Raw genomic sequence first — 13805 nt, forward strand, 5'->3', positions numbered from 1 at the left:
ATCACCGGCGCGGTCGTGGCGGGGGTGCTGGCACCACCGGCCGCCGCACACCCCGGCCGCCCCGCCGACGCCACCAACGCCGTCCAGCCGGACTGGTTCGACTACGACCGGCCGGCCGCCTACGACACCGTCGTGGAGCGGCTGCAGGTGCCGATGCGGGACGGCTTCGAGCTCGGGTGCACCATCGCCCGGCCCGCGGTCGGCGGTGAGCCGGCGGCCGGGAGTTCCCCGGGATCCTCCGCAGCTACACGCCGTACGGCAGGGCCGTGGCGGAGGCCGAGGGCGCGTTCGCCACCTTCTTCAGCCAACGTGGCTACAACGTGATGTCCTGCGACATCCGCGGCACCGGGATCTCCCCGGCGCCGGGCTTCGAGGCCCGCTGGCCGATCCAGGGCAGGGACGGCCACGATGCGGTGGAGTGGCTGGCCGACCAGTCGTACTCCACGGGCAAGGTCGGCGCGTCCGGGACGAGTTACGGCGGGCAGACGACCCTGGAGATCGCGGCACAGCAACCGCCGCACCTCGCGGCGATCGCCCCCAACGTCTCGCCGATGGAGAACTACGCCGAGATCTTCTACCCGGGCGGCGCGCCGGCGGCAGCGGACTGGCTCTGGGTCGGCAGCCCCGACGTGGCGGACCCCACCTTCGAGCAGCGGCAGCTCGAGGCGTTCCGGGCACACCCCACCTACGACGAGTACTGGGACGTCCAGAACGTGGCGAACGTGCACGAGGACATCGAGGTGCCGGTCCTGCTCACCGGCGGGTGGTTCGACGTCTTCCGGGCCGGTGCCATCGGCAACTACCAGGGCCTGCGGGACGCCGGCAACGACGACGTCCGCTTGGTCATGGGGCCCTGGACCCATGCGGACACCTGGGAGCAGGAGGCCGAGCCCCTGCCGATCGGCGCGACCCTCGCCTGGTTCGACCACTGGCTGGGCGAGGACCCCGACGCACCCCTGCCGGCGGCGCCGGTGACCAGCTACGAGGTCGAGGGCACCACCGGGGGGCGCTGGGTCGAGCTGGCCGACTGGCCGGCAGACGGGGAGGGCACGGAACTCGCCCTCGGCACCGACCGTGAGCTGGACCGGCGGCCCGGCAAGCCGGGCACCCTCGATCTCGCGATCGACCCGGACGACGGTCCGGCCACCACCTGCCTGGTCGGCTGCCCGCGGCCGACGGACCCGGCGGCGGACAACGCCGCGGCGGACGAGGGGCGGCTGACGTTCACGTCCGGCCCGCTGGTCCACGACGCCGTGCTGGCCGGGCAGGCCGAGGTCACGCTGGAGGCGACCCTGCCCAACAGCGACGGCAACCTCGTGGCCAAGGTGATGGACGTCGCCCCCGACGGTCGCGTCACCGAGGTCGCCGCCGGCTGGCTCCGGGCCAGCCACCGCTTCGGGCACGAGCAGAGCGTCCCCGTCACCCCCGGTGAGGAGGCCACCTTCGTCATCGATACCCAGCCGGCGCACTGGCGCTTCGCGGAGGGCCACCGGGTGCGGATCAGCCTCATGACCGGCGACGTCCCGCGGCTGGCACCGGATGGCTCGACCGGGGTCATCGGCGTCGCCACCGGCGCCCGTGGCTCCGTGGCGGAGATCGAGTTCACCCACCGGGTCCGCTTCGCGAGGACTCCCAGGGCGTAGTCCGGGGCCTGGTCGACCAGTGCGGCTCCGGGCAGTCGAGCGTCGCACTCATTGCGATCAGGTGTAGGTCCCGTGACCGGGCTCGTGGCACCCGGCGGCCGGCTGGGCACGGGAGCACCCTCCGCTCATCCAGGCAGCAGTGCAGCTGCCGTTCATCGCGGAGGTGTTCCCGTGTCCGAGCTCCTGGACCACTCGGTCGTACCGGCCAGCGCACTGGCCCGGATGTCCTGCTGTGTCGCGTGCGGCGGACCGGACGTCGGCGACCTCCCCGGCGACTTCGACCCGCAGGACTGGGTCGCGGTGCTCGTCTGCCTCACCTGCGACCACCGGTGGTCGGTCAGCTGCTGAGCAGACCCGGGCCGGCGCGCGTGCCAGGGTGAGCGGATGACCGGGCGGGGGGCGGATCAGCGCACCCCCGCGCTGCTGCTCGCCGCCGTCCTGCTGGTCGGGGTCAACCTGCGGGGGGCGATCGCCGCCGTCTCCCCGGTGCTGCCCGAGGTGCGCGCCGACCTGGGCCTGTCGCCGTCCTCGGTCAGCCTGGTGACCACCCTGCCGGTGCTCTGCTTCGCCGCGGCCGCACCGGCCGCGGCCTGGTTCGGACGGCGGGTCGGCGCCCGCCCGGGGATCTCCTGGGCGTTGCTGTTGCTGGCCGTGGCGACCGTGGCGCGGGTGCTCGGCGGACCGGCCGTGCTGCTGGCCGGCACGGTCGCGATCGGCCTGGCGATGACGGTCGGCAACGTGCTGCTGCCACCGGTGGTGAAGGCCGGGTTCGGCGCCGCCGCCGGCCGGGTGACCGGCCTCTACACCGCCGCCTTGGCCGCCGGCGCGGCCCTGACCGCTGCGCTCACCGCCCCGATCGCCGGGCTGTGGGGCTGGCGGGTGGGACTGGCCGGCTGGGCGCTGCTGGCGCTGGCCGCAGCGGTGCTGTGGCGGTCCGCCGCCGGCACCGCGGATCCGACGGGGCCCGCGCCGGTCACGCCGGCGGCCGCGGGACGTGGACCGGCCACCGGTCCCTCGGTCTGGCCGCACCCGGTGGCGTGGGCCGTGGGGCTGCTGCTCGCCCTCCAGACGATGCTCTACTACGCGGTCACCACCTGGTTGCCGACCCTGCTGGTCGACCGGCTGGAGGCGGGTCTCCCGACGGGGGCGGCCGCTGCGTCGCTCTTCCAGCTGGTCGGGATCCTCGGCGCCCTGCTCGTCCCCGCGCTCATCGGACGCCGGCGCGGGCAGGTCGGGCTCGGCCTGGTCGTCGGCGCCGGCTGGGTGGTGCTCTTCGCCGGGCTGCTCGCCTGGCCCGCCGGCTGGGGGCTGTGGGTGACCGTCGGCGGGCTCGCGCAGGGAGCCGGTGTCGCCCTGTCGTTCACCGTGATCGTGCTGCGGGCCCACGACGCGGACGCCGCCCGCCGGGTCTCCGGGATGGCGCAGCTGGTCGGCTACGGGATCGGCGCCACGGGGCCGCTCCTGGTCGGTGGCCTCTACGGTGCGACCGGCGGCTGGGCCGTCCCGCTGGCGACGCTGGCCGGGATCGGCGTCCTCTACGCCGCGGTCGCGTCCGTGGCCGGGCGACCGGTCACCGTCGGCGGACCACCCTCCGTCCGGGACGGCGGCTCGGCGCCGGTCGGTCCGGCGCCGGCCGGCGGACGACCGGCGACGCCCCCGGGTGGCCGGTAGCGTCGGCCGCTCGGTACAGGCTCGGCGGGCGGGGAGCGGGATGAGCAGCAGCACAGGCCGGGTCGTGCTGGCGGACGCGCTGGACCCGCTCGTCCTCGCGCTCGACGTCGGCTCGACGGCGAGCCGCGGCGACGTGTACGACGCGGCCGGCCGGCCGGTCGAGGGCGGCCGGCAGAAGGTCGCCCACCAGTTCCGGACCGCCGCCGACGGCACCAGCGAGATCGACCCGGACCAGGTGGTCGACGAGATCGCCCGGGTCGTCACCGACCTCACCGCCCGGCTGCCGGAGGGACGGGTCGCCGGCGTCGCGCTGGACACGTTCGCCTCCTCCCTGGTCGGCGTCGGCGCCGACGGCCGGGCCGTCACCCCCTGCTACACCTACGCCGACTCCCGGTGCGGCCCGCAGGTCACGGCCCTGAGGCGCGAGCTCGACGAGGCCCGGGTGCAGCAGCGCACCGGCTGCCGCCTGCACAGCAGCTACCTCCCGGCCCGGCTGCGCTGGCTGCGGGAGACCGACCCCGACCGGTTCGCCGCGGCGCGACGGTGGACGTCGCTGGGGGAGTACGTCTGGTTGCGGCTGCTGGGGACGACGGCGGCCGGCACCTCCACCGCCGCGTGGACGGGCCTGCTCGACCGGAGGACCGGACGCTGGGACCCCGAGATGCTCGACGTCGCCGGGGTCGGGCCCGACCAGCTGTCCGAGGTCCGCGACCCCGACCACCCGCTGTCCGACGTCGACCCGGAGGTCGGGCGGCGGTGGCCGGCGCTGGCCGGTGCCCGCTGGTTCGCACCGATCGCCGACGGGTTCGCCAGCAACCTGGGTGCCGGGGCCGACGACGAGACGACCGCCGCGCTGGCCGCGGCCACCAGCGGGGCCGTCCGGGTGCTGGTGCCCGACGTCCCGGAGCACCTGCCGCCGGGGCTGTGGTGCTACCGCGTCGACTCCCGCCGCTCGCTGCTCGGCGGTGCGCTCAACGACGTCGGCCGGGTGATCACCTGGCTGCAGGGCACGGTGCAGCTCGGCGAGGAGGACCCCGACCGGCTGATGGCCGCCGCGCCGGACCCGGCGACGCCGCTCGTGCTGCCCTACCTCTCCGGTGAGCGGTCCACCGGCTGGGCGGCGTCCGCCCGGGCGGTGCTCTCCGGGGTGTCCACGGCCACCGACGGCCCCGCGCTCTTCCGCGGCGCGATGGAGGGCGTCGCGCTCTCCTACGGGCGCATCGCCGACCAGCTGCGGGCGGCCGGGGGCGAGCCGCAGCGGATCGTGGCCAGCGGCCGGGTCGCCCAGGAGCTGCCGGGCTGGCTGCAGGTCGTGGCCGACGTGCTGGGTGCCCCGGTGGAGCCGGTGACCATCAAGCGGGCGACGCTGCACGGCACCGCCCTGCACGCGCTGGAGGTGCTGGCGCCGGAGATCGCTAGGGCTCCGGTCGAGACCGCGCCGACGCTGCACCCGGTGCCCGCGCACCGCGAGCACTACCGGCGGCGGGCGGCGGAGTACGACCAGCTCTACCGCGCGGTGATCGCGCAGGACGCCCCGGCCTGAGAGCCCACCGGCCGCTGTCCACGCGGACAGCGGCCGCGGCCCCGACGTCCCGCCGTCGATGGGACGTCAGGCGGAGGTGACCGGGCCGAGGGCGGCCTCGACCCGGCGGGCGGTCGCCAGCAGGGCGGTGTCGGACCCCGGCAGGCCCTCCAGCGAGATCCCGATCGGCAGGCCGGCGCCGGTCGTGCCCGCCGGCAGCGAGATGGCCGGCATGCCCGCGGTCGAGCCCGGGCCGGTGTTGCGGATGGTGGTCAGGAAGACCGGCACCTGCCGGCCGTTCAGCTCCGTCGTCTCGTCGTCGCCGAGCGGCGGGGGCGGCAGGGGCACGGTCGGGTACACGAGCGCGTCCAGCGGTTCGGCGTCCGCGGGACGGAGCGCTGCGGCGTAGGCAGCCCGCAGCCGGTCCCGCGTGGCCATCGCCTGCCGGTAGACGTCCTCGGTGACGGCCCCGCTCGCCGCGGCCTCGAGCCCAGCCCGGACGTCGGGGGAGGCGACCTGGGCCAGCACGTCGGCCAGGGTGAGTCCGCGCTCGGGTCCGGGCAGGGTCGCGAGGTACGCCGGCAGGTCCTGGGCCACCTCGAAGAAGACGATGGGGAAGCCGCACTCCGCGTCGAGGGCGTGGCCGCCGGCGACCTCCACCTCGACCAGCTCGACCCCGCTCGCGGCCAGGCGCTCCAGCGCCCGCTCGGTGCAGCGCGCGACCTCGGGGTGCAGGTCGTCGTAGAAGCCGGTGCGCGGCACCCCCAGGCGCAGCGGCCGGCCCGACTCCGCCGGCGCCGGTTGGCCGGTGACGATCTCGTCGACGAGCGCCACGTCGGCCACGGAGGTCGCCAGCACCCCGGCCGTGTCCCGGGTGCGCGAGATGGGCACGATCCGGCCGGTGCCCCATCGGCCGGTGGTGGGGCGCCAGCCGACGACGCCGCAGTGCGCGGCCGGCACCCGGAGCGACCCGCCGGTGTCGGTGCCCAGCGCGATGGGCACGACGCCGGTCGCGACGGCGACCGCGGACCCGCCCGACGACCCCCCGGCCGACCGGGTGGTGTCGTGCGGGTTGCGCACCGGGCCGAAGGCGGCGTTGTTGCTGGTGATGCCCAGCGCCAGCTCGTGCAGGTTGGTCTTGCCGATCACGGCGGCTCCGGCCGCGCGCAGCCGCGCCACCGCGTGCTGGTCCCGACCCGGGCGGGAGTCGCGGAGCGCCGGCGTCCCCCCGGTGGTGGGCAGGTCGCGGGTGTCCAGGTTGTCCTTGACGGCGAGCGGCACGCCGGCCAGCGGGCCCGTCCCCGACTCCGCGTGCTCGGCGACGGACAGGAAGGCGCCGAGCCCTGCGGCGTCCCGGGCGCGCTGCACGGCGGCCGCGACCACCTCCTCGGCCGAGGACGAGGAGACCTGCTGCCGGACCTGGGTGATCCCTGTGGGCTGCACGGACGGCATCGTGACACGTCCTCGAGCGATCGTCAGCCGGGTGCGCACCGGCCGGGGCGGGGCGGTGCACCGGCTGGGACGGGACCGGGACCAGCCCCTGGTCCCGGCGCCCCTGCCCCGACGCCCCGGGTCAGGCGTCCAGGCCCGCGTAGGTCGGCGTGGCCTCCTCGCCGTCCCAGGTGACGCGGAACTCGAAGGCCGTCTCGAGGTCGGCGAGGTACTGGTCGGCCTCGGCCTGGGTGATCGTGCCGTCGGCCAGCAGGGTGTCGATCGCCGGGCTGTACTCCGCGACCATCGCGTCGATGAGCTCCTGGGGGTCGATGTCCAGGTCCTCGGCGACGGTGGCCAGGTTCTGCCCGGAGTCCATCCGCACGTGCAGCTCGTCGTGGGTGATGCCGAGGACCTCGTCCAGGACGTCCTCGACCGGCTGATGGCCGCGGTGCAGGCCCAGCCCGGCGTCGCCGTAGGCGTCCTGGACCAGCGCGACCAGCTCCTCCTCGGTGGTGACGGAGGAGACGTCGACCGACCCGCCGGGGCCGCCCTCGCCGCCCGCGGGCATGCCGCCGCCGGGCCCGGTCGTCCCGGAGCCGGTCGTGCCGGAGGTGGTCGTCGAGGAGTCGGTGGCGGTGGTGGAGGTGTCGGCGGTGGAGGTGCTCGCGGTGGCGCTGTCGGTGGTCCCGCAGGCGGCGAGCGGGAGGGCGAGGGTGAGGGCCAGGGCGGCCACGGCCGTGCGGATCGTCACGGGGAGTCCTGTCGGTCGGGGTCGTCGGGCGACGACCGGGGGTGTGGGGACCACGCTGGACCGGCCGGTTCTGCGTCCCGGGTTTGCTGCCTGTGCAGTCCCTGAGTCCGCCCTGGGAGGCGCACAGTGCGAGCTGGGCGTCCGCACAGCCGGGCCGGTCACGGTCGGTGCCATGACGACGCACCGCATCCGCGCCCTGGTCGCCACCGCCCTCACCGGTGTGGTGGCCGCCGGCCTGACGCTGTCCACCGCCGGCACCGCCCAGGCCCACAGCCTGACCAGCAGCACGCTGGACGTCCGGGTCGGTGCGGAGTCGGTCGAGGCGACCATCTCGGTGGCCGCCGCCACCCTCGATGCGGTGGTCGATGACCCGACGTCCGACGCGCAGGTGGTCGGCTACCTCGCCGAGCACCTGAGCGTCACCGGCGAGGACGGGGACGCGTGGGCCGAGACGTGGTCCTCGGTCACGCGGGAGGCGGTGGAGAGCATCGACTCCTACCGCGTCGAGGTGGTGCTGGACCCCGGCGGCGCGGACCCGTCGTCGTTCACGCTGGCCTACGACGGGGTCATCGAGGCCGACGGCTCCCACGAGGCCGTGGTCGTGCTGACCGACGCCGCCGGGGACATCTCCACCGCCGGGGTGCTCACCGCCACCGACGACACCCTGATCGTGGGCGACACCGTCGGCACCGGTCTGCTGGACATGGTCGGCCACGGCCTGCACCACGTGCTGGCGGGGGCGGACCACCTGCTGTTCCTGCTCACCCTGCTGCTCGTGGCCCCGGTGGCCGCGGTCGCCGGCCGGTGGCAGCGCCGGGACGGCGTCCGGCCCACCCTGCGCGCCGTCCTGGCGGTGGTCACCGCCTTCACCGTCGGCCACTCGCTGACGCTGCTGGCCTCGGCGCTGGGCTGGGTGACCGCGCCGAGCGCGCCGGTCGAGGTGCTGATCGCGGTCTCGGTGGGCGTCGCCGCCGTGCACGCGCTGCGTCCGCTCGCCCGCCGCGGCGAGGTGCTCGTGGCCGGGGGCTTCGGCCTTGTGCACGGGCTGGCCTTCGCCGGCATCCTCACCGACCTGGGGCTGTCGGGCGCCACGTCGGTGCCCGCGTTGCTGGCGTTCAACGTCGGCGTCGAACTGGCCCAGCTGCTCACCGTCGCCCTGGTGTTCCCCTCGCTGTACCTGCTGTCACGGACCCGCTGGTACCCGCAGGTGCGCACCACCGGGGCGCTGATCGCCCTGGTCGCGGCCACCACCTGGGCGCTGGACCGGCTGGGCCGGCTGGCCGATCCGCTGGCCGGGGTGGAGGAGGTGCTGGTGGCCCACCCCTGGTGGGTCGTCGCCGGGCTGGCGGCCCTGGCCCTGGTCTGTCGGGCGGCCGACCGACCGGTCACCGGTGCCGTGGTGGACCAGGGGCGTCATCGCGTCCCGGCCCTCGACGGCCGCCGGTGACCGACCCGCCGGTCCTGCCTGCGTCCCACCGCAGCCGAGCGGTCGAGCCCCGGCGGCCGGCCCGGCGGTCAGGCGACGTCGGTGCGGGCGCCGGCCAGGTACTCGCGCACCGCCGACTCGGGGACCCGGAAGGAGCGGCCGACGCGGACGGCGGCCAGCTCGCCGCCGTGGACGAGGCGGTACACGGTCATCTTCGACACGCGCATGGCCGCCGCGACCTCGGCCACCGTCAGGAACAGGACGGGGCGCGGCGGGGGCTGCTGGCCCATCGGCCGGGGAGCCAGCGGGCGCCGGGCCATCGGGGTGCCGGGCTGCACGCCGACACCCGGCTGGGCCGGGCGGACCGCCGGACGGGGGACGGGCACGCCGGGCTGGAGCCGCGGCTGGCCGGAGCCGGCCGGACGGTAGGAGGCCGGAGCGGGGGAGCGCTGGGGCAGGGACACGTCGTTCCTCTCGGTGGCGGTCCACGGGGCGCGGTGACCGGCAGAGTGCCGGCGACGCTGCGCTCCCGTGCTGGTACTCACCGTAAGGGAGTGGCTCCCGTTGACAAGGGGACACGCGGGACGAGACGAACCGGTCCGCTTCGTCAGGAGTTCCCCGTGCGCCCGGCGGGCCCGGGCGCGCCGGGGGCGGCGGGTGCTGACGTCCCGGGCGGAGCCGACCACCGCGCCGGGACGCCGCCCCGTGGTCAAGCGCGCTGCGCCCGGCGCTGGAGCGCGGCGACGAGCCGGGGGTAGGCCCGGGGGGCGAGCCGGACGAGCAGGTCGACGGCCTTGGCGTCGTTGCCCACCAGGACGCGCGGCTTCCCCGCCTCGACGCCGTCGACGACGATCCGCGCGGCCTGCTCGGCGGGCATCCGCAGCAGCTTCTCGTTGTACATGCGCATCCGGGCCTCGTCCTCGGCGGTGACCGTGCCGCGCTGGCGGGAGTGCTCGAGCGCCGCCGTCGCGATGTTGGTCCGCACGCCGCCGGGGTGCACCACGGTCACCTGCACCGGGTGCCCGGCGATCAGCAGCTCGCTGCGCAGCGCCTCGGTGAACCCGCGGACGGCGAACTTGCTCGCGCTGTAGGCGTTGATCGACGCCTGGGCCATGATCCCGTTCAGGCTGGACACGTTGACCACGTGCCCGTCGCCGGAGGCCACCAGGTGGGGGAGGAAGGCCTTCGTGCCGTGCAGGACGCCGAAGAGGTTCACGCCCAGGATGCGGTCGTAGTCGGCCCAGTCGCTGTCCAGCACCGGGCCGCCGCCAGCCACCCCGGCGTTGTTGTAGACCTGGTGGACGACGCCGAAGTGGTCGGCGACCGTGTCCGCGTGGGCCAGCACGGCGGCGCGGTCGGTGACGTCCAGCCCGGCGCTGTGCACCTGCGCGCCGAGCGCCCGCGCCCGGGCGGCGGTCCCAGCCAGCCCGTCCTCGTCGACGTCGGAGACGGCCAGCCGCGCTCCCCGCCGGGCCAGCTCGAAGGCCAGCTGCCGGCCGATGCCGGACCCGGCGCCGGTGACGACGGCGACCTTGCCGCGGACGCTGCTCATCGGGGGGCTCCTGCCGGGTCGAGGGGGGCGCCGGTGCTCCGGGCCAGGTCGGTGGTGAGGTCGACCAGCTGGTCGACGACGCCGGGGGCGAGGTGGTGGCCCATGCCGGTGATCTCCACGTGCCGGGAGCCGGGGATGGCAGCGACCGTGGCCCGGCCGCCGGTCGGGTGGACCATCCGGTCGACCGACCCGTGCACCACCAGCGTGGGGGCGGTGATCCGGCGCAGCTCCGCGGTGCGGTCACCGGAGGCGTGGATCGCGCTGATCTGCCGCGGGACGCCCGCCCGGGAGCGCAGGCCCCCGCCGCGCTCCCAGAGCCCGATGGCCCAGGCGCGCTCGAGGTCGTCGTCGGGGAGGAAGGTCGGCGAGCCGATGTGCCCGAGCAGCGCCAGGTGCCGCTGGACCGACTCCTCCACCGTGCGGGCCGGGCGCTTCGCCATCCGCACCAGCGTCGACCGGGCCGGCTGGCCGACCCGCCGGTGCCCGGTGGTGGAGAAGATCGAGGTGAGGCTGGCGACCCGGTCGGGGTGCCGGGCGGCGAGCGTCTGGGCGATCATGCCGCCCATCGACATGCCGACCAGGTGCACCCGGTCGATGCCCAGGTGCTCCAGGAGCCCGTGGGTGTCTGCGGCCATGTCGGCCAGGTCGTAGGCGTCCGGTCGCGGCCGGGCCAGCAGCTGGCGCAGCCGCCCGGGCGGCGGGGTGCCGATCGAGCTGGACCGGCCGACGTCCCGGTTGTCGAACCGGACCACGCGGAAGCCGCGGTCGGCGAACCCGTCGACCATCCGCTGCGGCCACGAGGTCAGGTCGATGCCGAGGCCGGCGATGAGCAGCAGCGGGACGCCGTCGTCCGGCCCGGAGACCCGGTGGCAGAGCCGCGGGCCGGCGGGCAGGTCGACGAACCGGTCCTCGTCCGGGGCGGGGGCGGTCATGCCGGCACCGCCGCGGGAGCCCCGGGAGCCGCCGGGGTCATCGCGCGGGAGAAGTGCAGCTCGGGGTCGGTGACGTCGTCGGTGCGCAGCAGCCGGACGTCGGCGCGGTAGTCCATCGACGTCAGCCAGGGCATCCGGTCGCCCTGCTTCGGCAGCTGGTCGACCGAGCGCCGGACGTAGCCCGCGCCGAAGTCCAGCAGCGGCCGGGTCGGCATGGCCGGGTCGCCGACCTCGGGCCGGCAGGCGTCGTACCCGTTGCGGTCCATGTGGGTCAGCAGCCGGGTGAAGTGCTCGCAGAGCAGCCCGATCTTCAGCGTCCAGGAGCTGTTCGTGTACCCGATCGCGTAGGCGAGGTTCGGCACGCCGGAGAGCATCATGCCCTTGTAGGCCACGGTCTCCGGCAGCCGCACCTCGGCGCCGTCGACGGTGAACCGGATGCCGCCGAACGCCTGCAGGTTCAGGCCGGTGGCGGTCACGATGACGTCGGCCGCCAGCTCGCGGCCGGACTCCAGCAGCAGCCCCTGCTCGGTGAAGGTGACGATCCGGTCGGTGACGACCTCGGCCGAGCCGTTCCGGATGGCGCGGAACAGGTCACCGTCGGGGACCGCGCACAGCCGCTGGTCCCACGGGCCGTACGGCGGGTTGAAGTGCTCGTCGACCGGATAGCCCGCGGGCAGCGCCCGGGTGTTGACCCAGCGGATCAGCTTCCGGGCCCGGTCGGGGTGGCGCTGGGCGAACCGCCAGATCAGCTGGCCCTTGGCGATGTTCATCCGCCGGATCAGCGGGTGGGCGCGCTCCTCGCCGAGCAGCCGGCGCAGCCGGTTGCCCAGCCGGTCGACCGCCGGGACCGGCATGACGTAGCTGGGCGTGCGCTGCAGCATCGTCACGTGCCCGGCCGTGGCCGCCAGCGCGGGGACCAGGGTGACCGCGGTGGCGCCGCTGCCGATGACGACGACGCGCCTGCCGGTGGTGTCCAGGTCCTCGGGCCAGTGCTGCGGGTGCACGATCGGGCCGGGGAACCGGTCGCGGCCCTCGAACTGCGGGGTGAAGCCCTCGTCGTAGCGGTAGTACCCACCGGCGCAGAACAGCCAGCTGCAGGTCAGCGTCGTCCGCTCGCCGGTGTCCCCGCGCTCGACCTCCACCGTCCAGCGCGCCTGTGCCGAGGACCAGCTCGCGGCCAGCACCCGGTGGTGGAAGCGCACGTGGGAGTCGATGTGGTTCTCGCTGGCGGTCTCCCGGAGGTAGGCGAGGATCCGGTCGGCGCTGGCGATCGACTGCTCCTCACGCCACGGCTTGAACTCGTAACCGAAGGTGTGCAGGTCGGAGTCCGAGCGGATGCCGGGGTAGCGGAACAGGTCCCAGGTGCCGCCGGTCGCGCCGCGGGCCTCCAGCAGGGCGAAGCTGCGCTGCGGGTGGTCGCGCTGCAGGTACCAGGCGGCACCGATGCCGGACAGGCCGGCGCCGACGATCAGGACGTCGAGGTGCTCGACCGGGGTCGGGGAGGTCATCGCTGCTCCAGGCTCGGGGATGCCGTCGTCCCGACGATGCGTGACCCGGGGCACCCCGTGCGAGCACATCGTGCACCCGGCTGGCTCGTTGCTGGTGCAGGATGCCTCATGACCCGCGACTGGCCGCCGCCCTCGCCGCCCGTCCGCGACCTGTTCCGGCGCGGTGCCGAGCTGGCCCTGGACCCGCGGGCGGACTGGGTGACTGAGCTGCACACCGCGGCCCTGAGCGGTGCCGGGATGCGGCCGGTCGCGGAGGACCCGGTGCTCGCCGAGGGCGCCCGGCGGGCGAACCTGGCCAACCTGCTGCACTGGATCGCGTCGAACGTGCAGCGCCCGGGGGAGCGGGTGCCGGTGGCCCTCGGCCCGGAGGTGCTGGAGGGGGCCCGGGACCTGGTCCGCCGCGGGCTGGACCACGTCGGCCTGGACGCCTACCGGACCGCCCAGGGGGTGGCGTGGCGGCGCTGGATGGAGATCTGCTTCGACCTCACCTCCGACCCCGCCGAGCTGCGCGAGCTGCTGGACGTCTCGGCGCGGTCGATCACCTCCTTCATCGACGACACGGTCGCCGCGGTGTCCCAGCGGATGGCGGCCGAGCGCGCCGAGCTGACCCGTGGCGCCCACGCGGAGCGGCGCGCCACCGTCTCGCTGCTGCTGGAGGGCGCGCCGCTGGGCCGGGCCCGGGCCGAGGTGCAGCTGGGCTACGTGCTCACCGGGCCGCACACCGCCGTCATCGTCTGGAGCAGCGGCCGGGGCGGTCCGGCGCAGCTGGAGGCGGCGGCGGAGGCGACCATGCGGGCCAGCGGCGCCTCCCGGCGGCTGACCGTCGTGGCCGGCGCGGGCGCCCTGTGGGTGTGGCTGCCGGTCAGCCGGGCACCCGAGCCGGAGGCGCTGGCCGAGGGGCTGGCCGGGGCGCCCGACGTCCGGGTGGCCGTGGGCCGCCCGGGCACCGACGTGGAGGGCTTCCGGCGCAGCCACCTGGACGCGGCGACCACCCAGCAGATGCTGGCCCGGCTGACCTCGCCCCAGCAGGTCGCCCGCTTCGCCGACGTGCAGCTGGTCGCGCTGCTGACCAGCGAGCCCACCCGGGTCGAGGAGTTCCTCACCGACACCCTCGGCGATCTGCGCGGTGCCGACGCCGAGGTCCGGGACACGGTGCTCGGCTACGTGCGGGAGCTGGGCAACGCCTCCCGGACGGCGGCGCGGCTGTTCACCCACCGCAACACCGTGCTGCGCCGGCTGGCCCGCGCCGACGAGCTGCTCCCGCGCCCGCTGGCCGAGGACCCGGTGGCGGTCGCCGCCGCCCTGGAGGTGCTGCGCTGGCGTGGCCCGGCGCCGGCGGCGGAGCGCGTCCGCCGCTGACCGGCGG

11 protein-coding genes and 1 pseudogene are annotated in these 13805 nt (G+C 75.8%); 6 read left to right on the forward strand and 6 right to left on the reverse strand.

Going from position 1 to position 13805, the window contains the following annotated elements; all coding sequences use genetic code 11:
* Positions 1-224 precede the first annotated feature (224 nt).
* From FB380_RS15210 to FB380_RS15225, 4 genes and pseudogenes are all read left to right on the forward strand, one after another.
* Positions 225-1643: pseudogene (locus tag FB380_RS15210) on the forward strand (CocE/NonD family hydrolase); the annotation flags it as partial.
* Positions 1644-1814: 171 nt separating this feature from the next.
* Positions 1815-1991 carry a hypothetical protein gene (locus FB380_RS15215; RefSeq protein ID WP_166755771.1) on the forward strand — a complete coding sequence of 59 codons (177 nt, stop codon included), beginning with the start codon at positions 1815-1817 and terminating at the stop codon, positions 1989-1991.
* A 36-nt stretch (positions 1992-2027) separates the two neighbouring features.
* Complete coding sequence (locus FB380_RS15220) at positions 2028-3314, forward strand: MFS transporter (protein ID WP_166755772.1); 1287 nt, start codon at positions 2028-2030, stop codon at positions 3312-3314.
* A 40-nt stretch (positions 3315-3354) separates the two neighbouring features.
* Entirely contained in the window at positions 3355-4857 is a 1503-nt protein-coding gene (locus FB380_RS15225) for a gluconokinase (protein ID WP_166755773.1), read from the forward strand.
* A 66-nt stretch (positions 4858-4923) separates the two neighbouring features.
* On the opposite strand, the gene FB380_RS15230 is transcribed toward FB380_RS15225, so the two are convergent.
* Positions 4924-6279: an amidase family protein gene (locus FB380_RS15230; RefSeq protein ID WP_229681904.1), complete on the reverse strand. Its 1356-nt coding sequence runs from the start codon at positions 6277-6279 to the stop codon at positions 4924-4926.
* 130 nt (positions 6280-6409) lie between these two features.
* Positions 6410-7021: a hypothetical protein gene (locus FB380_RS15235; RefSeq protein WP_166755774.1), complete on the reverse strand. Its 612-nt coding sequence runs from the start codon at positions 7019-7021 to the stop codon at positions 6410-6412.
* A 172-nt stretch (positions 7022-7193) separates the two neighbouring features.
* Between FB380_RS15235 and FB380_RS15240 the strand changes: the two genes are divergently transcribed.
* Positions 7194-8468 carry a HupE/UreJ family protein gene (locus FB380_RS15240; protein ID WP_166755775.1) on the forward strand — a complete coding sequence of 425 codons (1275 nt, stop codon included), beginning with the start codon at positions 7194-7196 and terminating at the stop codon, positions 8466-8468.
* A gap of 68 nt (positions 8469-8536) precedes the next feature.
* Here FB380_RS15240 and FB380_RS26335 read toward each other — a convergent pair whose 3' ends face one another.
* The 4 genes from FB380_RS26335 to FB380_RS15260 form a co-directional block, all read right to left on the reverse strand.
* Entirely contained in the window at positions 8537-8911 is a 375-nt protein-coding gene (locus tag FB380_RS26335) for a helix-turn-helix domain-containing protein (RefSeq protein WP_229681905.1), read from the reverse strand.
* 245 nt (positions 8912-9156) lie between these two features.
* Entirely contained in the window at positions 9157-9999 is an 843-nt protein-coding gene (locus tag FB380_RS15250) for an SDR family NAD(P)-dependent oxidoreductase (protein WP_166755776.1), read from the reverse strand.
* Positions 9996-10931, reverse strand: a complete 936-nt coding sequence (locus FB380_RS15255) for an alpha/beta fold hydrolase (protein ID WP_166755777.1) — start codon at positions 10929-10931, stop codon at positions 9996-9998. Before FB380_RS15255 ends, FB380_RS15250 begins: the two co-directional genes overlap by 4 nt.
* The gene (locus FB380_RS15260; protein ID WP_166755778.1) at positions 10928-12439 is read right to left on the reverse strand and encodes a flavin-containing monooxygenase; all 1512 of its coding nucleotides are present in this window, start codon (positions 12437-12439) and stop codon (positions 10928-10930) included. The genes FB380_RS15255 and FB380_RS15260 overlap by 4 nt, the downstream gene beginning before the upstream one ends.
* A 108-nt stretch (positions 12440-12547) precedes the next feature.
* Between FB380_RS15260 and FB380_RS15265 the strand changes: the two genes are divergently transcribed.
* Positions 12548-13798: a PucR family transcriptional regulator gene (locus tag FB380_RS15265; protein ID WP_166755779.1), complete on the forward strand. Its 1251-nt coding sequence runs from the start codon at positions 12548-12550 to the stop codon at positions 13796-13798.
* Positions 13799-13805: the final 7 nt, after the last annotated feature.

Origin of the sequence: Modestobacter marinus (assembly GCF_011758655.1) — a bacterium.
Classification (GTDB): Bacteria; Actinomycetota; Actinomycetes; order Mycobacteriales; family Geodermatophilaceae; genus Modestobacter; species Modestobacter marinus.

Bases quoted from the DNA above. Each gene is read 5' to 3' on its own strand.
- FB380_RS15255 (WP_166755777.1), bottom strand. From the start codon at position 10,931: ATGACCGCCCCCGCCCCGGACGAGGACCGGTTCGTCGACCTGCCCGCC.
- FB380_RS15240 (WP_166755775.1), top strand. From the start codon at position 7,194: ATGACGACGCACCGCATCCGCGCCCTGGTCGCCACCGCCCTCACCGGT.
- FB380_RS15250 (WP_166755776.1), bottom strand. From the start codon at position 9,999: ATGAGCAGCGTCCGCGGCAAGGTCGCCGTCGTCACCGGCGCCGGGTCC.
- FB380_RS15265 (WP_166755779.1), top strand. From the start codon at position 12,548: ATGACCCGCGACTGGCCGCCGCCCTCGCCGCCCGTCCGCGACCTGTTC.
- FB380_RS15225 (WP_166755773.1), top strand. From the start codon at position 3,355: ATGAGCAGCAGCACAGGCCGGGTCGTGCTGGCGGACGCGCTGGACCCG.
- FB380_RS15220 (WP_166755772.1), top strand. From the start codon at position 2,028: ATGACCGGGCGGGGGGCGGATCAGCGCACCCCCGCGCTGCTGCTCGCC.
- FB380_RS15260 (WP_166755778.1), bottom strand. From the start codon at position 12,439: ATGACCTCCCCGACCCCGGTCGAGCACCTCGACGTCCTGATCGTCGGC.